General features: G+C 74.1%; 21 protein-coding genes. 10 read left to right on the top strand and 11 right to left on the bottom strand.

Annotated elements, in window-relative coordinates; all coding sequences use genetic code 11:
• Window positions 1-9 precede the first annotated feature (9 nt).
• From IF30_RS0110400 to pdxH, 3 genes are all read right to left on the bottom strand, one after another.
• The gene (locus IF30_RS0110400) at window positions 10-2421 is read right to left on the bottom strand and encodes an FxsB family cyclophane-forming radical SAM/SPASM peptide maturase (RefSeq protein WP_037899568.1); all 2412 of its coding nucleotides are present in this window, start codon (window positions 2419-2421) and stop codon (window positions 10-12) included.
• A 41-nt stretch (window positions 2422-2462) separates the two neighbouring features.
• A complete protein-coding gene (gene fxsA, locus IF30_RS0110395) occupies window positions 2463-2654 on the bottom strand; it encodes an FxSxx-COOH cyclophane-containing RiPP peptide (protein WP_030235222.1) in 192 nt (63 codons plus the stop codon).
• A gap of 400 nt (window positions 2655-3054) precedes the next feature.
• Window positions 3055-3687 carry a pyridoxamine 5'-phosphate oxidase gene (gene pdxH, locus IF30_RS0110390; protein ID WP_030235219.1) on the bottom strand — a complete coding sequence of 211 codons (633 nt, stop codon included), beginning with the start codon at window positions 3685-3687 and terminating at the stop codon, window positions 3055-3057.
• 487 nt (window positions 3688-4174) lie between these two features.
• Between pdxH and IF30_RS0110385 the strand changes: the two genes are divergently transcribed.
• A complete protein-coding gene (locus IF30_RS0110385) occupies window positions 4175-5275 on the top strand; it encodes a citrate synthase 2 (RefSeq protein WP_030235217.1) in 1101 nt (366 codons plus the stop codon).
• A gap of 150 nt (window positions 5276-5425) precedes the next feature.
• Window positions 5426-6544: a phosphoserine transaminase gene (gene serC, locus IF30_RS0110380; RefSeq protein WP_030235214.1), complete on the top strand. Its 1119-nt coding sequence runs from the start codon at window positions 5426-5428 to the stop codon at window positions 6542-6544.
• Between the two features lie 316 nt (window positions 6545-6860).
• Here serC and thpR read toward each other — a convergent pair whose 3' ends face one another.
• Entirely contained in the window at window positions 6861-7451 is a 591-nt protein-coding gene (thpR, locus tag IF30_RS0110370; RefSeq protein ID WP_030235211.1) for an RNA 2',3'-cyclic phosphodiesterase, read from the bottom strand.
• 136 nt (window positions 7452-7587) lie between these two features.
• Here thpR and IF30_RS0110365 point away from each other — a divergent pair, with 136 nt between their 5' ends.
• Window positions 7588-8106, top strand: a complete 519-nt coding sequence (locus IF30_RS0110365) for a GNAT family N-acetyltransferase (RefSeq protein WP_030235208.1) — start codon at window positions 7588-7590, stop codon at window positions 8104-8106.
• A 46-nt stretch (window positions 8107-8152) separates the two neighbouring features.
• Here IF30_RS0110365 and IF30_RS0110360 read toward each other — a convergent pair whose 3' ends face one another.
• Together IF30_RS0110360 and IF30_RS0110355 are read right to left on the bottom strand one after the other, a co-directional pair.
• A complete protein-coding gene (locus IF30_RS0110360; protein ID WP_051709725.1) occupies window positions 8153-9703 on the bottom strand; it encodes an MFS transporter in 1551 nt (516 codons plus the stop codon).
• A 93-nt stretch (window positions 9704-9796) separates the two neighbouring features.
• Window positions 9797-10231 (bottom strand): MarR family winged helix-turn-helix transcriptional regulator, encoded by a 435-nt coding sequence (locus IF30_RS0110355; protein WP_030235202.1) that lies wholly within the window; start codon window positions 10229-10231, stop codon window positions 9797-9799.
• A 122-nt stretch (window positions 10232-10353) separates the two neighbouring features.
• Between IF30_RS0110355 and IF30_RS0110350 the strand changes: the two genes are divergently transcribed.
• Window positions 10354-10839 (top strand): VOC family protein, encoded by a 486-nt coding sequence (locus tag IF30_RS0110350; RefSeq protein WP_234322659.1) that lies wholly within the window; start codon window positions 10354-10356, stop codon window positions 10837-10839.
• Window positions 10840-11145: 306 nt separating this feature from the next.
• Complete coding sequence (locus tag IF30_RS0110345) at window positions 11146-11979, top strand: MHYT domain-containing protein (RefSeq protein WP_051709722.1); 834 nt, start codon at window positions 11146-11148, stop codon at window positions 11977-11979.
• A 70-nt stretch (window positions 11980-12049) separates the two neighbouring features.
• Here the strand turns inward: IF30_RS0110345 and IF30_RS0110340 are convergent, their stop codons facing one another.
• Together IF30_RS0110340 and IF30_RS0110335 are read right to left on the bottom strand one after the other, a co-directional pair.
• Window positions 12050-13762 carry a hydrogenase maturation protein gene (locus tag IF30_RS0110340; protein WP_030235192.1) on the bottom strand — a complete coding sequence of 571 codons (1713 nt, stop codon included), beginning with the start codon at window positions 13760-13762 and terminating at the stop codon, window positions 12050-12052.
• Window positions 13763-13931: 169 nt separating this feature from the next.
• Window positions 13932-14855 (bottom strand): DUF4231 domain-containing protein, encoded by a 924-nt coding sequence (locus IF30_RS0110335; protein WP_030235190.1) that lies wholly within the window; start codon window positions 14853-14855, stop codon window positions 13932-13934.
• Between the two features lie 129 nt (window positions 14856-14984).
• Between IF30_RS0110335 and IF30_RS0110330 the strand changes: the two genes are divergently transcribed.
• Window positions 14985-15434 (top strand): VOC family protein, encoded by a 450-nt coding sequence (locus IF30_RS0110330; protein WP_030235186.1) that lies wholly within the window; start codon window positions 14985-14987, stop codon window positions 15432-15434.
• Between the two features lie 126 nt (window positions 15435-15560).
• On the opposite strand, the gene IF30_RS0110325 is transcribed toward IF30_RS0110330, so the two are convergent.
• Window positions 15561-17021 (bottom strand): NCS2 family permease, encoded by a 1461-nt coding sequence (locus IF30_RS0110325; protein WP_030235183.1) that lies wholly within the window; start codon window positions 17019-17021, stop codon window positions 15561-15563.
• Window positions 17022-17281: 260 nt separating this feature from the next.
• On the opposite strand from IF30_RS0110325, the gene IF30_RS0110320 reads away from it, so the two are divergent.
• From IF30_RS0110320 to IF30_RS0110310, 3 genes are all read left to right on the top strand, one after another.
• The gene (locus tag IF30_RS0110320) at window positions 17282-17584 is read left to right on the top strand and encodes a DUF2530 domain-containing protein (protein ID WP_030235181.1); all 303 of its coding nucleotides are present in this window, start codon (window positions 17282-17284) and stop codon (window positions 17582-17584) included.
• A 52-nt stretch (window positions 17585-17636) separates the two neighbouring features.
• Entirely contained in the window at window positions 17637-20153 is a 2517-nt protein-coding gene (locus IF30_RS0110315) for an HAD-IC family P-type ATPase (RefSeq protein WP_037899563.1), read from the top strand.
• A gap of 112 nt (window positions 20154-20265) precedes the next feature.
• The gene (locus IF30_RS0110310) at window positions 20266-20475 is read left to right on the top strand and encodes a hypothetical protein (protein WP_158834917.1); all 210 of its coding nucleotides are present in this window, start codon (window positions 20266-20268) and stop codon (window positions 20473-20475) included.
• 6 nt (window positions 20476-20481) lie between these two features.
• On the opposite strand, the gene IF30_RS0110305 is transcribed toward IF30_RS0110310, so the two are convergent.
• Together IF30_RS0110305 and IF30_RS0110300 are read right to left on the bottom strand one after the other, a co-directional pair.
• Window positions 20482-23778 carry a sacsin N-terminal ATP-binding-like domain-containing protein gene (locus IF30_RS0110305; RefSeq protein ID WP_063752564.1) on the bottom strand — a complete coding sequence of 1099 codons (3297 nt, stop codon included), beginning with the start codon at window positions 23776-23778 and terminating at the stop codon, window positions 20482-20484.
• 173 nt (window positions 23779-23951) lie between these two features.
• Complete coding sequence (locus tag IF30_RS0110300) at window positions 23952-24833, bottom strand: DUF3027 domain-containing protein (protein ID WP_030235170.1); 882 nt, start codon at window positions 24831-24833, stop codon at window positions 23952-23954.
• Between the two features lie 445 nt (window positions 24834-25278).
• On the opposite strand from IF30_RS0110300, the gene IF30_RS0110295 reads away from it, so the two are divergent.
• Window positions 25279-26730: an MFS transporter gene (locus tag IF30_RS0110295; protein WP_420791134.1), complete on the top strand. Its 1452-nt coding sequence runs from the start codon at window positions 25279-25281 to the stop codon at window positions 26728-26730.
• Window positions 26731-26742 lie beyond the last annotated feature (12 nt).

The raw sequence follows: 26742 nt of genomic DNA, 5'->3' as shown, positions 1-26742 counted from the left end.
GCTCCTGGATCAGGCTTCGGTGAGGCGCAGTTGCCCGCGTTCCTGGCGGGCCCGGTCGGCGGCCCGCTCCGCTGCTGCGGGCAGCCGCACGGAGAGCCACGGGGTGACGCTCTCCCGCATGCCGTCCGCGAAGCGCACACCGAGCGCCGTCAACGCCCCGGACTCGACGAGCCGGTCCACGGCGTCGGCGGTGTACCGCCGCCAGAGCGCGAGCTGGGCGCGCGCCCGGTCGGCGGCTTCGCCGGCCAGCCCGTCGTACGCCAGGGTGCGGGTGCCCCAGTACTCGGTGACGGCCAGGTGGGCGTAGGTGCCTTGGAGCAGTCCTTCGATCGGCCGGGGGTCGGGCCGCCAGGGGGCGAAGTACAGCGCGGAGTCGGTGCGGTCGTACAGGTCCGTCAGGTCCAGCACCGCGCCGAGTTTGACGTGCTGGAACTCGTGCGCGAGCAGCAGGGCGAGCGTCGGCGCGGTGGCCGGCCGGGCGATGCCGACCGCGCCGTACGCCTGCCGGGCCGCCGAGCTGACGTCCCGGCCTGTCGGGCCCGGCCGCAGCGGGGTGACCGTCGCCAGTCCGGTCCGGATGCCTTCCGCGTACTCGGGCAGGTCCCGCCCGAGCAGTTCCCAGGCCTCGCGCAAGGCGCCCGTCCAGTCGAGCAGTTCGCCGTCCGTCAGCCGGTCCGCGACGGGGTGGTCGTGGCAGTCGCGCAGCGGGTCGGTGTCCTCCAGGGCGACGGTCCAGCCGCCGGCCAGTCGGACCCGCCGCAGCGGCTCGTCCAGGACCGTGCGCACCGAGCCGTCGGAGGCCCGTACCTCGAAGCCGCCCGCCCGCCCGGTGACCACTGCTTCCCCGTCGGGTACGGCGATTCGCCCGAGCGTCGGCAGGTGCAGCCAACCGCCCCGCACGGGCACCGCCACCGCGTCCCCGCGCCCGGCCCGCACCGCTGCGGCCGCGGCCAGGGCGGCGAGCGGGCCGAGCCCGACGGACAGGTCGCCGGCGAGCCGCCGCGCCGCCCAGGCGCGGGCGTACGGGTGGGCGAGGACGGTGTCCACGGCGGCGGGGGCGGCGAGGTCGAGTGCCGACAGCAGGGCCCACGCCTCGGGCCGCCCCTGCCCCGAGGCGTCCCAGGCGGCGGCCAGCATCGCCCGGGTGAGGGCGAGTTGGGAGCGGCCGAGCGTGGCGACGGTGTCCGCGCTGCCGTACCCGTGGGCGAGCTCGTCGAGCTGGGCGGGCGTGAGCGCGCCGGGCAGCAGTGCGCCGTCGGGCAGCTGCTCGCCGCCCTGCGTCGGCACGGCGGCAGAACCACCGGCGCCGGCAAGGCCGTTGATGAGTGTCATGAGATCACCGCAGTAGACGGAGGGATGGTCGAAGCTGCCTCCTCCATCGTCGCTCCGGTAGCGGTGGGCGTACAGTCCGCCCCCGCAGGAGCAGACCACGGAGCAGGCGCGGCAGGCCTCGCTCAGCCCGGCCAGACCGGACTGTCGGGCGGCGATGCCGGGGTGGCGGGCGAGGTCGTCGAGGCTGTGCGCGAAAACGTTCATCCCCGTGGCCGGCGCGCCGTCGTACGCGGTCTTGAGGCTGTCGGCCTGCTCGAAGGTGCCGTCCGTCTCCAGGACCGCCAGGTCCGACGGCTCCAGCCCGAGGGACTCGGTGAGGCTGGAGAACCCGCGCAGGGTCCGGTGCACGGACTCGAAGGTCCGTGCGGCGAACGGCCGCCCGTCGGCCTCCCACAGCCCGTGGACGGTCAGCAGCCAGTCCGCGTACGGGGTGGCGCCCAGCTCGGCGGGGCGTTTGGGCCGCTCGTCCCAGGTGGCGTGCGGGAGCAGGAAGTCGACGGCGGGCGGCCGGAGTTCGGCCAGCGCCCGGTAGACGGCCACCGGGTCGTTCTCGACGTCCATGGTGCAGAGCAGTCCGGCGAAGAGGTGCCGGTACTCGGGCTCGTTCAGCAGCGCGACGGCCCGCAGGACCTGGGGGTGGCTGCTGCGCCCGTCGGCGAAGCGCCGGTGCCGGTCGTTGGCGGCCTTGTCCCCGTCCAGCGAGATGCCGACCTTGAGGTCCAACTCGGCGAACAGCGCGCAGAAGGCGCGGCTCAGCAGCACACCGTTGGTGTGGATGCGCAGGTCGAGCGCACAGCCGGACGGGAGCGCCGCCCGGAGCGACTCGGCGGCGCGGCGCAGACGGTCCGGGCCGGCGAGCAGGGGTTCTCCCCCGTGCAGGACGACCCGGACGGCGGGCAGCCGGTGGGCGGCCGCGTGCTCGCCGATGCGTTCGGCGGCGGCCTCCAGCACTTCGTCACCGATGACCTTGGGGCGTCGCCGCCAACTGGTGTCGGCGTGCTCGTACACGTAGCAGTGATCACAGGCGAGATCACACCTGCTGTGGACTTTCACCACGAATTGCGTGAAAGGCAGCGGAGTTGGCGTCATGGTCGATCGGATTCAGCCAGAGCCGACGGCGAGTCGGCCGATCAGATGGAGGAGTTGAACGCCGCGACCGGCACCGCACCCGCACCGGTGTCCGGCAAGGCTCGCCGGATCCTCGCGGAGAGTTCCTCCGCGCCGAGCTGGGCGAGATCGGCGAGCGACGGCCGATCACCCCCCCGAATTTCCTGAGGGCCCGTCAGTTCCGTGCGCGGCATGGTGTCCAGTGCGGGAGTCATGTTCGATTCTCTTCCACGATGGGGGTTAGAGAGAAGCAGGGCCGGGTATATACCCCGGCTTGGTCGCAAGGGTACTGCGCGGGTGCAACCGCGGTGCACCCCTACACGGCCCTTACTGCCCACCAACCCCCGCGTGCTGCGGAGTCTCGCCGAAAGTTCACCCGTTCAGCGGTCGCGCATGGGCACCTGACCGGCGCACAAGCCCCCTCGGCGACGGGCGGTACGGATCACACCGGCGACACCCCGGCGAAGGTGACCGCTCACCGCTCCGGGCCGGGAGCGGCGGCTCGACCGCCCGGCCCGTCGATCCCGCGCCGTCGACTCCGGCCCTCCGGCCTGGCGACGGGACCGACCGGGCCGACCGGGCCGACGAGTTGGGAGACCTGAGCCGTGCGGGCCCTCACGGGCAGAGCCGCTCCACCCGCCACCCCGTCGGGGCCGTCGGGTCGGCGAGGTAGCGCAGCCGGTCGTGGAGGCGGTTCTCCCGGCCCTGCCAGAACTCGACGCTCTCGGGGACCACCCGGTACCCGCCCCAGAACGGCGGGACGGGCACGCCCTCGCCCTCCGGGTAGCGGCGCTCCAGTTCGGCGTAGCGCTGTTCGAGCACGTCGCGGCTGCTGACGGGGCTGGACTGCTCGCTGGCCCAGGCGCCCAGTTGGGAGCCGTGCGGGCGGGTGCGGAAGTAGGCGGCGGTCTCGTCCCGGCCGATCTTCTCCACCCGGCCCTGGACGATCACCTGGCGGGCCAGCGTGATCCACGGGAACAGCAGGGCGGCGTGGGGGTTGGCGGCGATCTCGGAGCCCTTGCGGGAGCCGTAGTTGGTGAAGAACACGTAGCCGCGCACGTCGTGGCCCTTGAGCAGGACGGTGCGCGAGCTGGGCCGTCCCTCGGCGTCGGCGGTGGAGAGCACCATCGCGTTGGGTTCGACCACCCCGGCGTCCTGCGCTTCGTGGAACCAGCGGGTGAACTGGGCGGCCGGCTCGGGCGCGAGGTGTTCCTCGACCAGGCCCTCGTGGATGTAGTGCTCGCGCATGACGGTGAGGTCCGGGCCGGGGCGGGCCTCACCGGAGGGGGGCCGGAGGGCGGGGCTCGGGGTCGTCGACTGGGCGCGTTCCGGGATCTGCACGCCGACATCATCCCGTACGACAAGCAACCGGTACCGCTACCTCCGGACAAACCCCGGTGGGAGATAAGGTGACTCGCCACCGCTTGGCCGTCCGTAGCGCGGGGAATTGTCCGGAACCGGGGGCTCGGTTCGGGGCGCCGGCCGGGCCCTACCGGGCCTCGACGGGACCTCGGCAGGACCCCGGCAGGACCCAGACGGAACCCCCGAGCAGGCCTCGACCGGGCCTCGACGGAGAAGTTCAAGCGGGCCCGGAGGCAAACATCACCACGGTGGTGTATGGCGCAATGCACCCCGTGCCTGTCACTCTGGCACCGAGTGCCAACCACGATTCGGTCACTGGCGTGCCCGCCCCACCACGGCGGAACGCCGATCCAAGAACTGAAGGAGCCGTCGCATGTCCGATTTCGTACCCGGGCTTGAGGGAGTCGTCGCGTTCGAGAGCGAGATCGCCGAGCCCGACCGGGAAGGCGGCGCCCTGCGGTACCGCGGTGTCGACATCGACGACCTGGTCGGCAAGGTCTCCTTCGGCCACGTGTGGGGCCTGCTCGTGGACGGCAAGTTCAACCCGGGCCTGCCGGCCGCCGAGCCGTTCCCGATCCCGGTGCACTCCGGCGACATCCGGGTCGACGTGCAGTCCGCGCTCGCCATGCTCGCCCCGGTCTGGGGCCTCAAGCCGCTGCTGGACATCTCCGCCGAGCAGGCCCGCGACGACCTCGCCCGTGCCGCCGTGATGGCGCTGTCCTACGTCGCCCAGTCCGCCCGCGGCCAGGGCCTGCCGATGGTTCCGCAGAGCGAGATCGACAAGGCCGAGACGGTCGTCGAGCGGTTCATGATCCGCTGGCGGGGCGAGCCGGACCCGAAGCACGTCAAGGCCGTCGACGCCTACTGGACGTCGGCCGCCGAGCACGGCATGAACGCCTCCACCTTCACCGCCCGGGTGATCGCCTCCACCGGCGCCGACGTCGCGGCCGCGCTGTCCGGAGCGGTCGGCGCGATGTCCGGCCCGCTGCACGGCGGTGCCCCCTCGCGCGTGCTCGGCATGATCGAGGAGATCGAGCGCACCGGCGACGCCACCGCGTGGGTCAAGAACGCGCTGGACAAGGGCGAGCGCCTGATGGGCTTCGGCCACCGCGTCTACCGCGCCGAGGACCCGCGCGCCCGCGTGCTGCGCCGCACCGCCAAGGAGCTCGGCGCGCCGCGCTTCGAGGTCGCGGAGGCGCTGGAGAAGGCCGCGCTGGAGGAGCTGCACAACCGCCGCCCCGACCGCGTGCTGGCCACGAACGTCGAGTTCTGGGCCGCCATCATGCTGGACTTCGCCGAGGTGCCGGCGCACATGTTCACCTCGATGTTCACCTGTGCCCGCACCGCCGGCTGGTCGGCGCACATCCTGGAGCAGAAGCGCACGGGTCGGCTCGTGCGCCCCTCCGCGCGCTACATCGGCCCCGGCCCGCGCCGTCCCGAGGAGATCGAGGGCTGGGACGCCATCGTCCGCTGACGGCATCGGACGGCAGTCCGAACAGTGGCCCTGAGCAGCGGGTCCGGCCTCGGCCGGGCCCGCTTTCGGCGTCTCTGAGCAGCGAAGATCACAGTCTCAGCGGGCGGACGACCGTACCCCGGCCCGGTCCCCGGCCGGTAGGCTGCGCGCGTGGCTCAGATCCAGATCCCCGCTGACATCAAGCCCGCAGACGGCCGTTTCGGCTGCGGACCGTCCAAGGTGCGCCCCGAGGCCCTGAGTGCCCTCGCCGCCACCCAGACCTCCCTGCTCGGCACCTCACACCGCCAGGCCCCGGTCAAGAACCTGGTCAAGCGCGTGCGCGAGGGCGTGAGCAGCCTCTTCTCGCTGCCCGAGGACTACCGGGTCGTCCTCGGCAACGGCGGCTCGACCGCCTTCTGGGACATCGCCGCCTTCGGCCTCGTGCGGGAGAAGTCCCAGCACCTGGACTTCGGCGAGTTCTCCTCGAAGTTCGCCTCCTCGGTCAAGGCCGCGCCGTGGCTCGCCGAGCCGACGGTCATCAAGACCGCCCCGGGCACCCACCCGCTGCCGGTCGCCGAGGCCGGCGTGGACGTGTACGGGCTCACCCACAACGAGACCTCGACCGGCGTCGCGATGCCGATCAGGCGCCCGGCGGGCGCGGACGAGGGCTCGCTGGTCCTGGTGGACGCCACCTCGGGCGCCGGCGGCCTGCCGGTGGACATCACCGAGACGGACGTCTACTACTTCGCCCCGCAGAAGTCCTTCGCCTCCGAGGGCGGCCTGTGGCTGGCCGCGTTCTCCCCGGCCGCCCTGGAGCGCGCCGCCGAGATCGCCGGCTCCGGCCGCTACGTCCCGCCGTTCTTCGACCTGCCGACGGCCATCGACAACTCGTCGAAGGACCAGACGTACAACACCCCGTCGATCGCCACCCTCTTCCTGCTGGCCGACCAGCTGGAGTGGCTGAACGGCAACGGCGGGCTGGACTGGGCCGTCGCCCGGACCGCCGACTCCTCGTCCCGGCTGTACTCCTGGGCCGAGAAGTCCTCCTTCGCCACCCCGTTCGTGGCGAACCCGGCCGAGCGCTCCCAGGTCGTCGGCACCATCGACTTCGACGAGTCGGTGGACGCGGCCGCGGTCGCCAAGGCCCTGCGCGCCAACGGCATCGTGGACACCGAGCCGTACCGCAAGCTGGGCCGCAACCAGCTGCGCATCGCGATGTTCCCGGCGATCGACCCGGCGGACGTCGAGGCGCTCACCCACTGCATCGACTACGTGGTCGAGCAGCTCTGAGCACCTCCTGAGGCGCCCCGAGGCACGCGCCGAGGCATGCGTGAGGGCCACCACCCGCCCGGGTGGTGGCCCTCGCGCCGTTTCCTGCCTACCGGCCGACCAGTGAGCTGATCAGCACGACGACCAGCAGCAGCACCAGGGTGCCGGAGACGATGCGCATTCGAGTCTTGGGGTCCACGGTCAACGAGCGTACCTCCGCCTCACGCCCGGACGGATCGGAGGTCCCGCCGGGCCCGGCCCGCCGGTCCGCCCACCGCTGCTCCGCCCCACGGTCGGCCCGCCCGACCCGCCGACCCCAGTCCGCCGGTCCAGTCCGCTAGCCCCAGTCCGCGAGCGCCCAGGAGCGCAGCGACTCGTAGTGCGCGAGACCGCCGGCCGGGTCGCTCCGCATCAGGTGCAGTTCGGCGGCCGCCCACTCCGGCCCCCGGTAGTCGGCCAACGCCGCCGCGAGGCCGTCCAGCTCGGCCGCGGCGACCCGCTGGACGGCCCGCCGGCGGCCGCGCGAGGAGCCGGCCCGGGCGAGGGTGAGGTGGGGGTGGAAGGCGAAGGCGTCCGCCGTCTCCGCGGTCACCCCGGCGGTGGCCTCGGTGACGGCCTCGGCGAGCCGGCGCAGCGCCCAGGTCTGGCCTTCGACGCCGATCCAGAGCACCCGGTCGCCGAACCGCCCGGGGCCCGCGATCCGCAGCCGGTGCACGGGATGGACCTCGGCGACGGCGGCCAGGCCCGCCTCCAGCTCGGGCAGCCGTTCGGCCGGCACCTCACCGAGGAAGGCCAGGGTCAGGTGCCAGCCCTCCGCCGCGGTCCAGCGCAGCCGGTCCGCACCGGGCAGGGCCCGGAGGGGGGCGACCGCGTCGGCGAGCCCCTGCAGCGCCGGGACCGGCGGGAGCACCGCCACGAAGAGCCTCATGCGGCCATTCTTGCCGCCGGTGCGGGCGCGGGCACGTCCTCCCGGGCCGCCCCGAATCCCGCGCGCACCTTCCTCCCCGGCCTTCCCGGGGCGCCCCGGTTCGGGATAGAACGGTTTCGTGATCGATTCCAGCGGCATGAAGATCCGCACCGGAGGCCCCGAGGACGTCCCCGACCTCCTCGCCCTGCTCGACGGCGCCGTGGCCTGGCTGGCCGCCCGGGGCCGTACCGGCCAGTGGGGGGACCAGCCGTTCAGCACCGCGCCGGCCCGGGTCGAGTACGTCGAGAGGTACGGCCGCGAGCCGTTCCTGATGCGCCTCGCCGTGGACGACGAGGGCCGTACGGTCGGCGCCTGCGTGCTGTCCGAGGAGCGCGGCAGGCACATCCCCGCCGTGGCCGAGCGCGAGCTGTACGTCCGCAACCTGGTCACCGACCGGGCCCGCAAGGGTACGGGCATCGGCGCCGCGCTGATCGCCGACGCGGTCGAGGAGGCCCGCCGGCGCGGCATCGGCCTGCTGCGGGTGGACTGCTACGCGGGGGACGACCGCAGGCTGGTCGCGCAGTACCGGGCGCTCGGCTTCACCGAGACGGAGGGCTTCGAGGTCGAGCAGCCGACCGGTGTCTGGCCCGGCCAGGTCCTCGCCATCCGGCTCTGACGCCACGAACCCCCCGAGGCGGCCTCGGGGGGTGCCTGACGTACCGTCAGCAGGCGGCGGCCAGCTCGGACTTGCGCGCCGGGCCGGTCCGCGGCACGACGGCCACCACCCGGCCACCGCGGCCCGGGTGCAGGTCGAAGCGCACCCGCAGGTCGGCACTGCGGGCCAGCACCAGGCCGACCGTGGCCGCCGCCAGCGCGGACACCAGTCCGCAGGCCAGCAGGCCGAGCCGGGGCCCGTACGAGGCGGTCACCCAGCCGACGATCGGGGCGCCGATCGGCGTGCCGCCGGTGAAGACCAGGACGAGCAGGCCCATCACCCGGCCGCGCATCTCGGGGTCGGTGGCGAGCTGCAGCATGGAGTTGACCGAGGTGTTGAAGCTCAGGCCGAACACTCCGATGAGCATCAGCAGCAGTGCGAAGGTCCAGTAGTCGGGCGAGAACGCCGCGACGACCTCCAGCGTGCCGAAGGCCAGTGCCGCGCCGACCAGGCGGCGCAGCCTCGGCGCGCCCCGGCGGGCGGCGAGCAGCGCGCCGGCCAGCGAGCCGACCGCCATCGCGGTGTTCAGCAGGCCGTACTGGCCGGCGCCCACCTTGAAGGTGTCGTACGCGAAGCCGGAGAGCAGCGTCGGGAAGTTGAACCCGAAGGTCCCGATGAATCCGGCCAGCACCATCGGCCAGAGCAGTTCGGGCCGCTCCTTGACGTAGCGCAGGCCCTCCCGCAGCTGGCCCTTGTCCCGGGCGATCCGCGCGGTCGGGCGCAGTTCGCCCTCCCGCATCGCCAGCAGTCCGCCGATCACGGCGGCGAAGGACAGCGCGTTGACGGCGAAGGCCCAGCCGCTGCCGACGGCGGCGATCAGCAGGCCCGCGACGGCGGGGCCGACCAGTCGGGCGGTCTGGAAGTTGGCGGCGTTCAGGCTGACCGCGTTGGCCAGGTCCTCGGGCCCGACCATCTCGGAGACGAAGGCCTGCCGGGTCGGGTTGTCCACGACGGTGACCAGGCCGAGCAGCAGCGCGAAGGCGTACACGTAGTACGGCGTCACGACGCCGCCGACGGTCAGTACGGCGAGGCCCGCGGCGAGCAGGCCCATCGCGCCCTGGGTGTAGATCAGCAGCCTGCGCTTGGGCATCCGGTCGGCGAGGACGCCTCCGAAGAGCCCGAGCAGCAGCATCGGCAGGAACTGCATGGCGGTGGTGATGCCGACCGCGAGCGGGCTGCCGGTGAGGCTCAGCACCAGCCAGTCCTGGGCGATGCGCTGCATCCAGGTGCCGGTGTTGGACACCACCTGGCCGGCGAAGTAGTAGCGGTAGTTGCGAACGCGGAGGGAGGAGAACATCCCCCCGGGCCGGGTGAACTCGGCTCCTGTGGGAGATGCGGCCGAAGGGGTTCGGCGCTGAGCGGCGGGGTCCGCCGCGGTGCGTTCGTCGGGGTCGTCGTCGCCGTTGCCGGGCTGCCCCGCGGGGGCGGGTGCCTGGGCGTCGGCGGCCGCGGCGGTCGCCGCGGCGGGGTCGGTGGTCGGTTCGTCGGTACGGATGGCGGCGGCGCTGGCTGCGACCGGCGGTGTCACGGTGTTCTCCCCTCGCGGCGCGACGGCCATGGCGGTGGCCGTCGCGCTCCTGGTGTCGGTGGTCGGTCCTGCGGTGATGGGGGCTCCTTGTTCTCCCGGCCGGCGGGGCCGGGGTCGGCGTGCCTAGAGGTGTGCGAGCTTGTAGAGCACGGGCGCGGCCTCCCGGAGGACGGCCCATTCCTCCTCGTCGAGCCCTTGGGCGAGCTCGGCGAGCCAGACGTTTCGGCGCCGACGACTCTCCGCGAGGATCGTCTCGGCCTGCTCGGTGCTGCTGACGACCACCTGGCGGCGGTCCTCGGGGTGCGGCTCGCGCCGCACCAGCCCCTTCTCCTCCAGCATCGCGACGATCCTGGTCATCGAAGGCGGCTGCACGTGCTCCTTCCGGGCGAGCTCACCCGGCGTCGCCTTTCCGCACCGGGCGAGGGTGCCCAGTACTCCCATCTCGGTGGGACTCAGTGACTCCTCCACCCGCTGGTGTTTGAGTCGTCGGGAGAGGCGCATCGTGGACGACCGCAGCTGACTGATCGCTGCGAGGTCCTGCTCGGACATCTCGGGCATCTCTTTAGCTTACGTCATTACTCTCGCTAAGGAAAACGAGATCCCCACCGTGCCGGAGCACCGGCCCGGTGCCATATTGGTCATGGGCCTCAGGTCTCGACTCCCAGAAGGGCCGACCAGCCATGTCCGACCTCGTCTCCGAGCAGTCCGCGCCGTCCTCGCAGGCCACGCCGTCCGCATCGGCCGAGCAGGGCACCCAGGGCACACCGGGTGCACCGGGAGCCCGGAACGCTCCGGGCGACACCGGCTTCGCCCGGCTCGCCATGGTCACCATCGACTGCGCCGACCCGGTCGCGCTGGCCTCGTTCTACGGCGCGCTGCTGGGCTGGGAGACCCGCCACGTCGACGAGAACTTCGCGATCCTCGACAACCCGGAGGGCGGCAGCCCGCTGGGCTTCGGCCGGGTGAACGGGTACCGGCCGGAGCCGTGGACGGAGCCGGACGGCAGCAAGCACTTCCACCTCGACTTCTACGTGGACGACCTGGACGAGTCCACCGCGCGGGCCCTCGCGCTCGGCGCGACCGAACCCGCCTACCAGCACGGCCGCACGCTCAGGGTGCTGATCGACCCAGCCGGCCACCCGTTCGGGCTGGCCCCGTTGGAGTAAGGCACAAATGGGGGCGCAAGCGACGTCAGGAGCATGCGCAGGCGATGTCAGGACTTCGTGCCAAGATCATGTAGGCCCGGTAAAGGCCCCCCCTGACCTGGGATTTCACGAAAACCACGAACATTGTGCGACCGCCGGACAGTGGCTACTGTCCCCCGTTGTCAGGGGCATCACACGTCAGGTCTCACCTTCGGCGGAACTCTCCCCCCGCTGCCGCGCCCACTGCCGCGCGCCCGCCCCCGGCTCTTCCGCCGGCCACGTCCGCCCGAGTCCTGACGCCCTCAACCCCTCGTCCAGGGAGCTCAATTGGGTGCGATCCACCATGCCGACCACGGCTGGTTGACACCTGCGATCTCGTACTTCGTCGCCTGCGTCGGCTCCTTCGTCGCCCTGCGCAGCGCCCGCTGGGCACTCGTCTCCAAGGGCCGCACCCGGGTTGCCTGGCTGCTCTTCGCGTCGACCTCGCTCGGCGCCGGCATCTGGTCCATGCACTTCATCGCGATGCTCGGCTTCTCCGTGACCGGCGTCGAGATCAGCTACCGGCCCGGGCTGACGGTGCTCAGCCTGCTGGTCGCCGTCGCCATGGTCGGCGTCGGGCTCTTCACCGTCGGGTACTGGCGCCGCCGCCCCGCCCTGGCGCTCCTGGTCGGCGGGCTGACCACCGGACTCGGCGTCGCCGCGATGCACTACCTGGGCATGGCCGCGATGGTCCTGCCCGGCCGGCTGGGCTTCGACCGCCTCACGGTGGTGCTCTCGCTCGTCATCGCGGTGGTCGCGGCGACGGCCGCGCTCTGGGCCGCGCTGAATATCCGCGGCACGGTCGCCGTGCTCGCGGCGGCGCCGGTGATGGGCGTGGCAGTCTGCGCCATGCACTACACGGGCATGGCGGCGCTGTCGGTCCAGGTGGACCTCTCGCGCAGCACCGAGGGCGGCGTGATGGCCCTGCAGTTCATCTTCCCGCTCGGGGTCGGCCTCGGCTGCTACGTCTTCTTCGGCTCACTGGCCTTCGCCGTCTCCCCGAGCCGCCCCGACTCGCAGCCCCTGCTGGCCGGGCCGGCCGCCCCGCTGCCCCCGCGGGCCCCCCGCGTCCCCCCGCAGCAGCGGCGGAAGCGGCCGGCCGGGGCCGGCGCCCGGCACTGAGGCCCGACGACGGAACGCCGACGCCCGGCCGGGCCCCCGCCCCGGCCGGGCGTCGCGCCGTCTCCGGCCGCTACTCGGGGCGCCCGAGCAGCCCGGTCAGGTGCTCCGGGGTGGCCACCGGGCAGACCTTGTGGACGAAGTCCCGCCGCAGCGCGTGGTACGGCTCCCCCGCCCGGTAGAAGTTGGCGTGCATCCGCCGCAGCTCCTCCGCCCGGTACTCGGCCAGCGGCTTCGCCTCCTCGTCGGCGGCCCGGCGGCGCTTCTTGTCCACCAGCCGCCCGGTGAGCTCCGTCGAGGCGGCGATCCGGGCCGCCTCCCGGGCCACCCAGCGGCGGAACGCCACCGCGTCGCCGCCGGCCGTACGGTCGACCAGGCCGATCCTGCGGGCCTGCTCGGCGCCGACCGGCAGCGCCTCGGTGGTGAGCCGCTCCGCCCACTGCGCACCGACCCGGCGCGGCAGGGTGTACGTCCAGTACTCGGAGCCGTACAGGCCCATCAGGCGGTAGTGCGGGTTGAGCACCGCCGAGTCGCGGCACCACACCTCGTCCGCGGCGAGCGCCATCATCAGGCCGCCGGCCGCCGCGTTCCCGGCGAGGGCCGCGACGGTGACCTTGTCCGTGGTGGTCAGGACGGCCTCGACGAAGTCGTCCATCGCGTTGATGTTCTCCCAGGACTCCAGCGCCGGGAAGGCCGCGCCCTCGATGACGTTGAGCTGGATCCCGTTGGAGTAGAAGTCGCGCGGCGCACCGAGCACCAGCACCGAGGTGGGCCGGTCGGCCGCCTCGCGGTAGGCGGCGAGCAGCCGGCGGCACTGGTCGGTGCTCATCGCCCCGCCCGGGTAGGCGAACTCGAGGTAGCCGACCTCGCCCTCCTCGCGGTAGCGCAGCTCCGACCAGGTGTCGCGGCGGCCGGCCGACTCCGGGCTCACCGGCACCTCGCGCACCCGGTGCAGTTCGCCGGCGAGCACCGTCGCGGCCGGCAGCTTGAAGGTGGCCGGGCCGCCGGGCGTGCGGCGCGGGCGCAGCTGGGGTATCCACACCGCGCCGTCCACCGTGGCCCGGCAGATCGCGCCGTCCCGGGTGGCCAGCACGGCGCCGGGCACCGGGCCGCGCAGTTCGTCCTCGGGGTGGCCGCCGTGCAGGAAGAACTCCCGCCCGTACAGCTCGTCCAGCACGCCGGGCTGGGAGTCGGCGGCGCGCAGCTTGCGCAGCACGGTGGCGGTGTCGTCCCGCTCCCAGTCGATCCGGCGCACCTCCTGGCGCAGGAAGGGCCGCAGCTCTCCGTGGACGTCGGGCCGGTCGTAGTCCAGCGGTTCGGGGGTGAACAGGCCGCCCTCGTAGCGCTGGACGGCCAGCAGGACGGCCTCGGTGGCGGCGTCGGCGACCTCGCCCCGGTAGAGCTCGCTCTTGCCGCAGGCGGGGACGGTGAACTCGACGGACGCCCAGATGTCGCCGGCGTCCATCTCCTCGACGGCCTGCAGCACGGTGACGCCCCACCGCTGCGCCCCCTCGGTGATCGCCCAGTCGAGCGAGGAGGGGCCGCGGTCGCCCTTGGGACCGGGGTGCACGATCAGGACCGTCCGGGTGGACCAGATGTCCTGCGGCACGGCCTTGGTGAGCATCGGGCAGACGATCAGCTCGGGATCGGTGCGCTCCACCGCCGCCCGCATCTGGTCGTCGCCGAGGGCGAGCTGCACGGCGACCTGGTGGCCGCGCTCGCGCAGCTCGGTGTGGACGCGCTGGGTCAGGCTGTTGAAAGCGCTGGCGATCAGGAGAATGCGCAAGGGGGGCCTCCGGCGTTACAGGGGTCGCGCGGAGGCGATGAAACCACGACATGGACACGTAACGATTACGGTTCGCACCTCGGCGCCCGACCCTCACGCACCCCGCACACCTGTGCGCCCGGTGTGGTGCTCCTTCGCCCGATCTCCCCAGCCGTTTTCCAGAGTTGCCCTAGCGCGGGAACGCCCGCCGGGCCCGCCAGGTGGTGTGCTCCCGGGAGACGGCGTCCTCCGCCTCGGCGGCCAGCCGGGCCCAGCGGGCCTCGGCGTCCGGCGCCTTGAGGTCCAGGTCCGAGAGCTGGTTGCCGACGTTCTCCAGCTCACGCGCGGCCAGCTGGTAGGCGGTGGCCAGCGGGCGGAGCTGCTTGAGCTGCGTCCAGGCGATGATCGACGCGGCCGCGGCCGAGCTGGCGCCGAAGACGTGCACCTGCAGCGCGCCGGTGGCCTGGGCGACGGCCGCCGCCGCGCCGATGATGATCAGCGCCGCGATGCCGAGCCCCCAGGAGACGGCCTGCGAGTCGCAGGACTCGGCCCGGGAGCGGTACCAGGTGCGCTGGCCCTCGACCCGGGTGCGCAGGTAGAGGGTGCGCCGGGCGGTCAGGCTCTCGGCGCGCAGCCGCCGCATCTCCGGGGTGATCTCGGCGACGGTGTCGGGCGGCACGATCTCCGGGTCCTCGAAGGCCCGCAGCACGTCCTCGACCTGCAGCAGGTAGCCGCGGTCCACGTCCTCGGACTGCGCCTCGCCGTCGAACGGCCGGGCCCGCACGGTGTACTTCCAGGCCAGCGTCTTGACCGACTCGGCCGCCGCCCGGGCCTCGTACCAGCGGCCCTGCGGGTTGCTGCGGCGCAGCCGCGACCAGAAGTAGCCGGCCACCAGGAAGGCGGCCACCGAGAACAGCGGCCAGGGGTCGAAGTCGCCGTCGTGCTCCGGGCCCGGGAACGACCCGATCAGCGCGGCGACCACCAGCATCGCGATGAGGCCGCGGTACCAGCGCAGCGTCTCGCGCTGGCCGTCCAGCGAGGCCTTGTCCGCCGTCCGGAACAGCTCCGGCAGCAGCTGCGCCTCGACTCCCCCGGGCGGATCCTGTTGCACCATCGACCGAGTCCCCTCCCCCTTCTCCGTCCAGCCAGTATTCCCCCAGCCAACTGGCCTACACAGGCGCCTTTTTGACATTCCCGGCGCGGTCGCTGCCCGGCCGGCGGCGCAACCGCTATGAACGGTTGCATGCCACTGCACTGGAAGCTCGTCATCGACTGCGCCGACCCGCACCGCCAGGCCGCCTTCTGGGCCGCCGCGCTGGACTACGCGCCGGAGGACCACGGCCCGCTGATCGGACGCCTGCTCGACGCCGGCGCGATCGGCCCGGACGCCGTCACCGAGGTGGACGGCCGCCCCGCCTGGCGCACCCTGGCCGCCGTCCGCCACCCCGAGGACCCGTTCGACCCCGCCTCGGACACCGGCCTCGGCCGCCGCATCCTCTTCCAGGCCGTCCCCGAGCCCAAGCAGGGCAAGAACCGTCTGCACCTCGACGTCCACGCCGCGCCCGGCGAGCGCGGGGCCATCGTCGCCCGGCTCGAAGCCCTCGGTGCCACCGTCGTGCGGCACGTCGAGGAGCCGGGCGGCGAGTGGACCGTCATGCGGGATCCGGAGGGGAACGAGTTCTGCGCCCACTGACCGGCCGGAAAGCGCCGCGGCCCCGCACCCGGGTGGGTGCGGGGCCGGTCGGGGCCGTGGTCCGGTCGGGCCGTGGGGGGCCGCTCGGTCCGTACGGGCCGTACGGACCGTACGGACCGTACGGGGTCAGAGCAGGCCGAAGGCCGGCATCAGGTAGTAGAAGGCGAACACCGCCGCCACCACGTACAGCGGGGCCGGCACGCTGCGCCCGCGGCCGACGGCCAGGCGCAGGACGCAGAAGGCGATGAAGCCGAAGCCGATGCCGTTGGTGATGCTGTAGGTGAACGGCATCATCACCATGGTCAGGAAGGCCGGGATCGCGATCGTGTAGTCGGCCCAGTCGATCTCCTTGACCGAGTTGGCCAGGATCAGGAAGCCGACCGTGACCAGGGCCGGGGTGGCGGCCTGGGCGGGGACCATGGTGGCGAGCGGGGTCAGGAAGAGCGCCACCACGAAGAGCAGGCCGGTGACGATCGAGGCGAAGCCCGTCCGGGCGCCCTCGCCGACGCCCGCGGTCGACTCGACGAAGCAGGTGTTGGCGGAGGCGGAGGTGGCGCCGCCGGCCGCGGTGGCGATGCCGTCGACCATCAGGATCTTGTTGATGCCGGGCAGGTCGCCCTTCCCGTCCAGCAGGTGGGCCTCGTCGGCCACGCCGAGGATGGTGCCCATCGCGTCGAAGAAGCACGACATCAGCACGGTGAAGACGAACAGCACGCCGGTCAGCACGCCGACCTTCTCGAAGCCGCCGAACAGGCTGACCTTGCCGACCAGCCCGAAGTCCGGCGCGGCGACCGGGTTGCCCGGCCAGGTCGGAACGGTCAGCCCCCACTTGAGCGCCGGGATGTCGACCAGCTTGTCGATCACCACGGCGAGTGCGGTGGAGACCGCGATGCTGATCAGGATCGCGCCGGGCACCTTGCGGATCACCAGGATCAGGGTGAGCAGCAGGCCGACCACGAAGACCAGCACGGGGAAGCCGAGCAGGTGCCCGTTGCCGCCGAGCTGCAGCGGGACGGTGGTGTGCGCGGCGTCCGGGATGCGGCTGACGAAGCCGGAGTCGACCAGGCCGACCAGGGCGATGAACAGGCCGATGCCGATCGCGATGGCCTTGCGCAGCCCCAGCGGGACGGCGTTCATGACCCGCTCGCGCAGCCCGGTGGCGACCAGCAGCATGATCGCGAAACCGGCCAGCACGACCATGCCCATGGCGTCCGGCCAGGTCATCCTGGGGGCGAGCTGCAGCGCCACGATGGTGTTGACGCCCAGGCCGGCCGCCAGGCCGATCGGGACGTTGCCGATCACGCCCATCAGCAGGGTGGTGAGGCCGGCGGTGAGGGCGGTGGCGGTGACCAGCTGGGCGCTGTCCAGGTGGGCCCCGGTCATGTCCGTGGCGCTCGCCAGGATGATCGGGTTCAGCACCAGGATGTACGCCATGGTGAAGAAGGTGGCGATTCCGCCGCGGATCTCGCGCGGGAGGCTGGAGCCGCGCTCGCTGATCCGGAAGTAGCGGTCGACGGCGCCGGTGGGGGGCTGGGGCGCGGTGTCGGCGGGTTCGGGCGACTCGGTGGTCGGCTGGACCACAGGCATGCGTGCGTCCTCTGTGGGGGAGCTGAGGAGGGGGGAGTGCCCGGGGCGACGGTGGCCGGGCGCAGAACTTCAAGTATGGTTTCCCGGTCCCAGCCGCGCTATCTTCGCGCGTAGAGCACCGCGCCGGGCCCTCTCCGGAGCCCACGGGGGCATGCGCCGGGCCCGCCGGATCCCCACCGCGCCCCGCGGGGCCGCGCACGGCGCCAGGACAGCCCGCCGTGACGACGACCGCGCGCCCGCCGCACCGTACGCTAGGCCCCATGCCCAAGACGCCACTGCACCCCTCGCCCCCTCCGCTGGAGGCCAACGACGTCGCCATCGTCGGCGGCGGCACGGTGCTGTGGTTCGTGGCCTTCCTCGCCCTGCTGCCCTTCCAGGGCACCCTCTCCGAGCACGGCCACGGCACCTGGCCCTGGATCTGCCTCTCCGGCGGCCTGCTCGGCCTGATCGGCCTCTGGTACTGCCGGGCCCGGCGGGACGCGATCGCCCGCAGCCGCGCCGCCGCGGCGGCCGAACACCCCGCGGACGACGGCGGCCAGGACCCGGCCACCCGGTCGGACTGAACCGTCCGTTAGCGGCACGCATCGGACATAAGGCGCCCGTAGAGTCGGTGCCATGACGCAGCCTGCCCAGCCAGCGGAAGAGCGGCCGACCGACCGGGACCACCCGGACGGGGCCCACCCCCTCGGGCTGCTGCCCGGTCGGCGCGGTGGGCTGACCGCCGCCGAAGTGGCCGAGCGGGCCGCGAAGGGCCTGGTCAACGACGTCCCGGTGCGCTCCAGTCGCTCCACCAGGGAGATCGTCCGGGCCAACGTCTTCACCCGCTTCAACGCGATCATCGGCGTGATGTTCGGGATCATCCTGGTCGTCGGCCCGATCCAGGACGGCCTGTTCGGCCTGGTCATCGTCGCCAACACGGCGATCGGCATCATCCAGGAGCTGCGCGCCAAGAAGACCCTGGACAGTCTGGCCCTGATCGGCGAGGCCCGCCCCCAGGTCCGCCGGGACGGCACCGTCCAGCAGATCGGCGTCTCCGAGATCGTCCTCGACGACACCGTGCTGCTCGGCATCGGCGACAAGGTGATCGTGGACGGCGAGGTCACCGAGGCCGACGGCCTGGAGGTCGACGAGTCCCTGCTCACCGGCGAGCCCGACCCCGTCCTCAAGCAGCCGGGCGACCAGGTGATGTCCGGCAGCTTCGTGGTGGCCGGCGCGGGCGCGTTCACCGCCACCAAGGTCGGCCGCCAGGCCTACGCGGCGCAGCTCGCCGAGGAGGCCAGCAAGTTCACCCTGGTGAAGTCGGAGCTGCGCACCGGCATCGACAGCATCCTGCGGTTCATCACCTACCTGCTGATCCCCACCGCGGTCGGCCTGATCATCAGCCAGCTGGCCGTCGAGGACCGGGACTGGCGCGAGGCCGTGCGGCGCATGGTGGCCGGCATCGTCCCGATGGTTCCCGAGGGCCTGGTGCTGCTGACCTCGGTGGCCTTCGCGATCGGGGTGGTCCGGCTCGGCCGCAGGCAGTGCCTGGTCCAGGAGCTCCCGGCGATCGAAGGCCTCGCCCGGGTCGACACCGTCTGCCTGGACAAGACCGGCACGCTGACCGAGGGCGGCATGGACGTGGTCGACCTGCGGGTGCTGTCGGACGGGGAGCCCGCCGCCGTCGACCGGGACACCGTCGAGCACGCGCTCGCCGTGATGGCCGGCGCCGACGCCCGCCCCAACCCGTCCATGCAGGCGGTCATCGACGCGTACGGGCGCGGCGAGGGCGGCAGCGACGGCGGCCCCGGAGAGGGCGCCGGCGACGGCGGTTCCGGTGGCGGCCCCGGCGGGCCCGCGGGCCGCGACGGCTGGCGGGTGATCGAGGCGATGCCCTTCTCCTCCGCCCGCAAGTGGAGCGGCGTGCAACTGCTGGAGCCGCAGGGCGGCGAGGCCAGCTGGCTGCTGGGCGCCCCCGACGTCCTGCTGCCCGCCGGGCACCCGGCACTGGCCGAGGTGGACGAACTGGGTGCCCGGGGCCTGCGGGTGCTGCTGCTGGGCCGCACGCCCGTCCCGTTGGACTCCCCCGACCCGGCGGCCGACCTCACCCCGCTCGCCCTGGTGGTGCTGCAGCAGCGGCTGCGCGGCGATGCCGCCGACACCCTGCGGTACTTCGAGGGCCAGCAGGTCCGGGCCAAGGTCATCTCCGGCGACGCGGCGGTCTCCGTCGGCGCGGTGGCCGCCCACCTGGGCCTGCCCGGTGCCGACCACCCGCTGGACGCCCGGACCCTGCCCACCGGCCCCGAGGAGCTGGCCGAGACCGCCGACCGGACGAGTGTCTTCGGCCGGGTCACCCCGCGGCAGAAGCGCCTGCTGGTCGGCGCGCTGCAGTCCCGCGGCCACACCGTGGCGATGACCGGCGACGGCGTCAACGACGTGCTCGCCCTCAAGGACGCCGACATCGGCGTGGCGATGGGCACCGGTTCGGACGCCACCAAGGCGGTCGCCCAGATCGTGCTGCTCGACGACTCCTTCGCCACCCTGCCGTCGGTGGTCGCCGAGGGCCGCCGGGTGATCGGCAACATCGAACGGGTCGCGTCCCTGTTCCTGGTGAAGACGGTCTACTCGGTCCTGCTGGCGCTGCTGGTGATCTTCACCCACTCGCCGTACCCGTTCCTGCCCCGGCACTCCACCGTGCTGTCCTCGCTGACCATCGGCGTGCCGGCCTTCTTCCTCGCACTCGCCCCCAACAACGAACGGGCGCGGACCGGCTTCGTGAAGCGCGTGCTGCGGCTGGCCGTCCCGGGTGGCGTCATCGCCGGGACGGGCACCTTCGTCGCCTACGCGCTCGCCCGCGCCGACCACGCGACCGACCTCAAGGCCGACACCAGCGTGGCCACCCTGACGCTCTTCCTGATCGCCATCTGGGTCCTCGCCATCGTCGCCCGCCCGTACACGTGGTGGCGGCTGCTGCTGATCGGCGCCATGTGCGGCGCGTTCGCCCTGGTCCTGCTGGTGCCGCCGCTGAAGGAGTTCTTCCAGCTCTCCCTGACCGGCGTCCGCGACCCGCTGGTGGGTGTCGCCATCGCCGTGGTCTGCGGCATCGCCCTGGAGATCGTCTGGCGCTTCATGAAGCGCCGCGGCCTGGAGTGAGCGGGCCACCCGACCGGGGCCGCCCGACCGCGTCACCTGACCGGGCCACGTGCCCTTGGTGCGTGACAAGCCGCCCGCGCGCATCGGATGATGGCCCGGGAGGGGGTGCCGAATGGCGCGCAGAGGTGGGGAATTGGAGGCGTTCATCGCCTTCCTCGGCGGACTGCTGGCGGTGGCGCTGACCGCGCTGGCGATGGCGGGTGTCGGCCTGGTGGTCAGGCCGACACCCTCGCTGCGGGCCGCGGCGCTGGTGACGCTCGGCGCGGTCTGGCTGACCGTCGCCGCCACCGTCTACGGGCGCCTGCGGGCCCGGGGCCGCTGAGCCGGCTCAGCCCTCGAAGTCCCGGGCCGCCGACAGCTCGTACGCGCGGTCCGGCTCGCTGAGCGCGGCCAGGACCTCGAAGCGGCGGTGCCACTGTCCGACGGACCAGGCGAGACCGGCCGCGAGGCCCTCCGGTGTGGCCGCGTGCAGCAGGCCGGGCACCGGGGGCACCTCGAACTCGTCGTCCTCGTCCTCGGCTTCGGCCAGCTCCGGATCGTACGGGGCCTCCGGGGCGTCCGCCTCCGGGTCCCAGCGCCAGTCCACCGCGGCCTCGCCGCCGTCCGGCCCGACGACCAGCAGTTCCTCGTGCTCCTCGTACGCGACGGGGCAGCCGGGCAGCAGCTCGCGCACCACGGCGGGCACGCGGTGCAGCGCGCCCTCGGAGAGCACCCGGCCGCCGGCCACCTCGCTGGCCAGCGACACGTGCAGCCGCTCGGCGAGGTCGGCCGCGAGCGCCGGGGCGACCGGCAGCAGCGGGTACGGGTGCAGCAGCTGGACCAGGTCGGGGGCGTCGGCGACGACCGCCTCGGTGGCGTCCACCACCACCGTGTGGGCCGGTCGGCGACCGGTGGCCGGGTCCAGCGGCGGCAGCGCCCGCACCACGTCCAGCGGTTCGATCCGGTCGGGTGCCACCCGGGCCAACGCGCTGTGGATGCCGTGCAGTTGGCGGTGGCCGATCTCGGCGGCCGGGTCGGTCAGCCGGTCCAGCACCTCGTCCGGGCCGTGCGGCTCGGCGAGCAGTGCGGCCAGGGTGGTGCGCACCCCGAGCGCGTGCAGGAACTGCTCGTCCAGGGTGGTGCGCGCCTCGTCGTAGAGGCCGCGCAGCAGCGGGTCGGCCCCGGCGGCGCGCAGCCCGGCGGGCTCGCGGCCGTCCAGCACCGGGTGGTCGCGCAGCCACCAGGCGGTGTACGGCGGCAGGTCGGCGTACGAGCCGTCCGGCAGGAGCGTGCGCACCGGGGCGACCACGGCGTCCCGGTACGGCGGGCGGGCCAGTGCGGCCAGGGCCTCGGGCCAGGCGTCGTCGTCGACGAGGTCGAGGTCGCGCACGGCCAGCAGTTCGGCGGCCACCGGCGGGACGCCGAGGGCCTCGTCGGCCTGCAGGGCCTCCAGCGCGTCCTCGGCCCAGTCGGCGAGCCCGTCCGGCGCCTCGTCCAGCAGGCCGGTGGGGTGGCCGCCGGCGGCCCGGTCGGCCGGGGCGGTGGGGTCGAGCCGTTCCAGGTCGTCGGGGTCGAGGACGACGTCCTCGGCGCGCACCAGCACGAAGTCCGCCAGCACGCCGACGGCCGCGAGCACCTCGGACCCCCAGCGCTCCAGCAGTTCGTCGTCCAGCCAGCCGGCGTCCTCCTCGCGCGCCAGGGCGGCGAACGGGCTGCCGGGCAGGACGAGTTCGCCGGCGCGGGCCGGCTCGCCCTCGTCGTCGAGCAGGGCCAGCCGGGCCAGCCACGGGTGTTCGCCCGGTTCCGCGGCGGCGGCCTTCACCAGCGCCAGGACGGCGTCGGCGAGTTCGAGCGCCGCGTCCAGGTCGTCCTCGGCCACCTGGTAGGAGCGGGCGACGGCGGCCCGCACCTCGGGGGTGTCCAGGACTCCGGCGGGGGTGGCGGTGCCGGCGCCGAGCTTGGCGAGCAGCGGGTGGGCGGCTTCCGGGTGGGCGAGGCGCAGGTCGAGCGCGGCGAGCGCGCCGGCCAGCGATTCGGGGTAGCCGGGGAAGGCCGCCCAGTCGGCGTCCTCGGAGGGCAGCAGGACGCGCCGGGGTCCGGTGACCGTCCGGCCGTCGGCGAGCGGGACGGGCAGCGCGCCGAGGGCTTCCGGGTCGGCGCCGCCGAGTGCGGCGTACAGGTTGCGCCACCAGGCGGGCTCGCGGTCGAGGCCGCCGAGCTGGTCGACCACCTCGGCCAGCGGTACCCGGCGCACGTTCAGGACCCGCAGCTCGGTGCGGCGCTCCAGGCCGGCCGGCAGCAGGCCGGGGAAGATCGGCGCGAGCGCGTCGACCACGGAGCCGTCCGCGCCCTCCAGCAGCGTGGCGTCCCGGGGCCGCAGCGCGGGCGTGCCCTCCTCGACGGGCGCGGGGTGCGGCAGGAACGGCGTGTCGGGCAGCCGGGACAACACCGCCGTGCGCAGCGCGTTGTCCAGGGCGCCCTGGCCGAGCGGCCCGGGGACGAGGCCGAGCGAGCCGAGGTCGGCGCCCCGGGCACGCAGCAGGTCGGCGTAGCTGTCGGCGGCGCGCTCGGTGAGGAAGTCGGCCAGCGGGCCGGGGGCGACGTGCCGGCGGGTGGAGTCCAGCGGGTACGAGGCGATCAGCAGGGCGGGCAGGCCGATCGGTTCGTCGCTGGGGGTGGGCGCGTGCAGCACGGAGGCGATGGCGGGCTGCTGCGGGGTGCCGTCCCCGCCGACCGGGACGGCCCAGGTCACCGTCCAGTACGGGCGGGCGCGTTCCTCGGTGGGCCGGTCGGCGAGCAGTTCGGCGTCGAGGCGGCCGGAGGCGCCGGCGGTCTGCCAGAGCGTCTGCCGCAGCCGGCCGCCCGCGTCGTCGGTGATGGTGACCTCGGTGACGCCGTCCGGGCGGGTCTCGGCGGCGGACCGGGTGAGCGTCCGGGTGCTCTCCGGGGTCTCCACCACGACCTCGGCGAGGCCGGGCAGGGTGAGCAGCAGCGCGTCGTCGATCCCGGCCAGCAGACGGCGGGTCAGGTCCTCGGCGGCGGCGTCCCGCATCGGCAGCACGACCACCGTGTCGTAGCCCTCGGGTGCGGGGCCCTCGGCGGCGAACGGCAGCCGCAGCAGCGGCACGTGGCCGTCCCGGCGGCGCAGTTCGTCGGTCAGGGCGGGCTGCGACTCGGCCAGCGCCCGGGCTTCGCCGAGCGACCAGCGCACGCCGCCGGCGGCGCTGAGCACGGCGGGCTCGTCGGTGACGGCGAGGACGGCGGCGAAGCCGACTCCGAACCGGCCGACGGCGGGCGTCTCGCCGCGCTTGGAGGAGGCCCGCAGGGTGGACAGCGACTCGACGGCGGTCGCGTCCAGCGCGGCGCCGGTGTTGGCGGCGGCGAGCACGCCGTCGGCGAGGGTCAGCCGCAGCCGGCCGGGGCCGTGCCCGGCGCGGACCGCCGCGTCGGCCGCGTTCTGCGCCAACTCGACCACCAGCCGGTCCCGGTAGCCGCCGAGCGCCAGCTCCTCCTCGGCGTTGGCGTCCTCCCGGAACCGGGCCGGCGAGGCGGCCCAGGCGTCCAGCACCCGCCGGCGCAGCGCGGCGCTCCCGAAGGGGTCCGCGAAGTGCTCGTCCGTGCTGCTGCCGATGATCCGAGGTTCCACTGGACCTGCCGCCTTCCGCCGCCCTGTACGTCGTAGGGCATTCTTCCCTGCCCCACCGACTGCTCCCGACCACGGCCTCGCGGGGCCGGGCGACGACCGCCCCGCCGCCCGGCCCGCGAACGCCGCACGGCCCGCCCCGGTTCGTCACCGGGGCGGGCCGTGCGGCAAGGGTGTCAGGAGTGGCCGAGTTCCTCGGCGGGGGCGTCCGGCTCGACGGAGCCGGAGGTGCGGTCCGGGTGGAGCTGCATGGGCTCGACCACCAGCTCGTCCAGGATCAGCTCGGACGGCGCGGGCGGAGCCGGGATGACGGCAGCCTCGGAGTGCCCGCCGCAGCCGTACGCGAAGGAGACGATCTGTCCGTCGGCCGGCCCGAACTCGTTGCCGCACACGCCGAAGGCCTGGCCGAGCGAGCCGCCGATCGGGACGAGGAAGCCGCAGCTCGCGCACGACGCCGGGGCGGCCTGCGCCATCGGGGTCTGCGGGCCGTGGGCCTTCTCCCAGCGCTCGGCGGCCAGGTGCAGGCCGATCCGGGAGAGCACCCGGCTGCGGCCGAGGCCGAGCTCCTCGGCGACGGCGTCGATCCTGGCGCGGGCCGGGGCGGGCTGGACGTGCGGGTCGGTGACGACCAGGTCCTCGTCGTCGACGAGGGCGATCGCGGAGTTCGGCGCGGGCTCGTCCTCGCCGGTCCAGCCGGGCTCCAGGCGCACGTCGTCGGCGTCGGTCGGCAGCAGGTCGCCGGGGCCCATGTCGCCGGGGCGCAGCCGCTCGCTCCACGGCACCCACTCGGGGGCGAGGACGGCGTCGGGGCCGGGCAGCAGGACGACCTCGTCCAGGGTGACGTTCTTGGCGCGCGGGGCGCGGGCCACGGTGACCGCCCAGTGCCAGCCCCGGTAGGCCGCGTCCAGGCACGCGAAGGTGTGGGTGACGACGCGGTCGGCGTCCGCCTGGACACCTCGGTGCCCGCCGACGACCTCCGCCCCGACGGCCTCCACGGCTGCCTGGCGGGCGAGTTCGACGGCCTCGGCACAGAGCCGGTCGGGGGTACGGCTTCGCATCGCAGCACTCACGGCGTCGATTCTCTCCCAGTTCTTCTGTCGCCCACGGCGTGTTGCCCATTCCGTCGCGGCTCGGTAGTCCCTCGTCCATTCTGCGCGACCGGGGGCCGCCTCGGGTACCGACCGCGCCGCTCGACCGGACTGCCGGCGCTCCGGCGCCCGTGGTCGGACCTTGGGCAGGCTACCCGCCGGTCGGTGCCCCGGCACAGTCCGGGGCGGACGCGCCGGTTCCGCGGGCCGCGCCGAGGGGGTGCATTCCCGCGTTGTAACGGCGATTCTGGGGCAGGATGGGCTTGTGGCGGACCACAACCCGTCGCAGCACGCACTGCACGCCTCGCAGGCCGGCAGCCCCGACCAGGAGGACGCCGTGCCGCGACTGCAGCCTCCGGTCCCCGGCGCGGGAGAACCGCAGCCGGCGGACGGGTCCGAGGCGCCCGCGGCCCGCGTGGACCTGACCAAGCACGGCGGGCCCGGCACCCCCGGGCCGGCCGGCGCCCCGCAGGCGGACGGCGCCGCGGAGGAGGCCCCCGAGCCCCGCCGCCGGTTCCTGGTCCGCGCCGTCTCCGCCGTCGGCGCCCGCACCGGCAAGCTGGTGCACGGCACCGGCCGCAGGATCCGCCGGGCCACCGCCGCCGAGGGCGCGGGCGAGTCCGGACTCGCGAAGCTGATCGAACTGCACGCGATCAACTCCTTCGGCGACATGCTGATCACCATCGCGCTGGCGTCGACCATCTTCTTCTCGGTGCCCACCGGGGAGGCCCGCGGCCGGGTCGCGCTGTACCTGCTGATCACGATGGCCCCGTTCGCCCTCCTCGCCCCGGTGATCGGCCCGCTGCTGGACCGCCTGCCGCACGGCCGCCGGGCGGCCATGGCGATGGCGATGCTGGCCCGGGCGGTGCTGGCGTGGACGATGGCCGGGGTGATCTCCGGCGGCGGCCTCGCGCTCTACCCGGAGGCGCTCGGCGTCCTGGTGGCGTCCAAGGCGTACGGGGTGGTGCGCAGCGTCGTGGTGCCCCGGCTGCTGCCGAGCCGGCTGTCCCTGGTGAAGGCGAACTCCCGGGTCACCCTGGCCGGGCTGCTGGCCACCGGCGTGGCCGCGGCGGTGGGCGGGCTGCTGCACCTGATCGGCCCGGGCTGGCCGCTGCGCGGCGCCTTCCTGGTGTTCGTGATCGGCACCCTGATGGCCTTCCACCTGCCGCACACCGTGGACTCGGCCAAGGGCGAGCAGCGGGCCGTCCTGCACGCCGAGGTGCACGGCGGGGGCTCGCACCTGATCCACCGCGATCCGCCGGTCAAGGCCTCGCTGCGCACCGTCGGCCCGTCGGTGGTGCTGGCGCTGCGGGCGATGTCGGCGATGAAGTGGCTGGTCGGCTTCCTGGTGATGTTCCTGGCGTTCCTGCTGCGGGAGGAGCCGATCGGCGGCCTGCAGCCGACGGTGGCGCTGGGCCTGGTGGCGCTGGCGGCGGGGACGGGCAACGCGCTGGGCTCGGTGTTCGGCTCCTGGCTGCGCACCCGGGGCCCGGAGGCGACCGTCACCGCGATGCTGCTGCTGGCGACCTGTGTGACGGCCGCGGCCGCGCTCTGGTACGGCGTGGTGACGGTGATCCTGGTCGCGGGGGTGGCCGGGATGGCGGCCTCGCTGGGCAAGCTGGCGCTGGACGCGCTGATCCAGCGGGACGTCCCGGAGGCGGTGCGGACCTCGGCCTTCGCCCGTTCCGAGACGCTGATGCAGCTGTCCTGGGTGGCGGGCGGCGCGGTGGGCATCCTGCTGCCGCTGAACGGGACGCTGGGCCTGTCGGTCGCCGCCGCGGTGGTCGGCGCGGCGCTGCTGTGGACGCTCCGCTCGCTCTTCCGGGTGGGCTGGCGGCGCCACCCCACGGCGCCCCGGGTGGCCTGACGGGCCGCACGG

This window comes from Streptomyces sp. NRRL S-350, from assembly GCF_000719705.1.
Taxonomy (GTDB): domain Bacteria; phylum Actinomycetota; class Actinomycetes; order Streptomycetales; family Streptomycetaceae; genus Kitasatospora.
Note: the sequence above shows the minus strand (reverse complement) of the source record. Positions and strands in the feature narration are given on the sequence as shown.

What these genes read in the sequence shown, in the direction of transcription:
- IF30_RS0110400 (WP_037899568.1), bottom strand. Translation starts at nt 2,421, where the DNA reads ATGACGCCAACTCCGCTGCCTTTCACGCAATTCGTGGTGAAAGTCCAC.
- fxsA (WP_030235222.1), bottom strand. Translation starts at nt 2,654, where the DNA reads ATGACTCCCGCACTGGACACCATGCCGCGCACGGAACTGACGGGCCCT.
- pdxH (WP_030235219.1), bottom strand. Translation starts at nt 3,687, where the DNA reads ATGCGCGAGCACTACATCCACGAGGGCCTGGTCGAGGAACACCTCGCG.
- IF30_RS0110385 (WP_030235217.1), top strand. Translation starts at nt 4,175, where the DNA reads ATGTCCGATTTCGTACCCGGGCTTGAGGGAGTCGTCGCGTTCGAGAGC.
- thpR (WP_030235211.1), bottom strand. Translation starts at nt 7,451, where the DNA reads ATGAGGCTCTTCGTGGCGGTGCTCCCGCCGGTCCCGGCGCTGCAGGGG.
- IF30_RS0110365 (WP_030235208.1), top strand. Translation starts at nt 7,588, where the DNA reads ATGAAGATCCGCACCGGAGGCCCCGAGGACGTCCCCGACCTCCTCGCC.
- IF30_RS0110360 (WP_051709725.1), bottom strand. Translation starts at nt 9,703, where the DNA reads ATGGCCGTCGCGCCGCGAGGGGAGAACACCGTGACACCGCCGGTCGCA.
- IF30_RS0110355 (WP_030235202.1), bottom strand. Translation starts at nt 10,231, where the DNA reads ATGCCCGAGATGTCCGAGCAGGACCTCGCAGCGATCAGTCAGCTGCGG.
- IF30_RS0110350 (WP_234322659.1), top strand. Translation starts at nt 10,354, where the DNA reads ATGTCCGACCTCGTCTCCGAGCAGTCCGCGCCGTCCTCGCAGGCCACG.
- IF30_RS0110335 (WP_030235190.1), bottom strand. Translation starts at nt 14,855, where the DNA reads ATGGTGCAACAGGATCCGCCCGGGGGAGTCGAGGCGCAGCTGCTGCCG.
- IF30_RS0110330 (WP_030235186.1), top strand. Translation starts at nt 14,985, where the DNA reads ATGCCACTGCACTGGAAGCTCGTCATCGACTGCGCCGACCCGCACCGC.
- IF30_RS0110325 (WP_030235183.1), bottom strand. Translation starts at nt 17,021, where the DNA reads ATGCCTGTGGTCCAGCCGACCACCGAGTCGCCCGAACCCGCCGACACC.
- IF30_RS0110320 (WP_030235181.1), top strand. Translation starts at nt 17,282, where the DNA reads ATGCCCAAGACGCCACTGCACCCCTCGCCCCCTCCGCTGGAGGCCAAC.
- IF30_RS0110315 (WP_037899563.1), top strand. Translation starts at nt 17,637, where the DNA reads ATGACGCAGCCTGCCCAGCCAGCGGAAGAGCGGCCGACCGACCGGGAC.
- IF30_RS0110310 (WP_158834917.1), top strand. Translation starts at nt 20,266, where the DNA reads ATGGCGCGCAGAGGTGGGGAATTGGAGGCGTTCATCGCCTTCCTCGGC.
- IF30_RS0110300 (WP_030235170.1), bottom strand. Translation starts at nt 24,833, where the DNA reads ATGCGAAGCCGTACCCCCGACCGGCTCTGTGCCGAGGCCGTCGAACTC.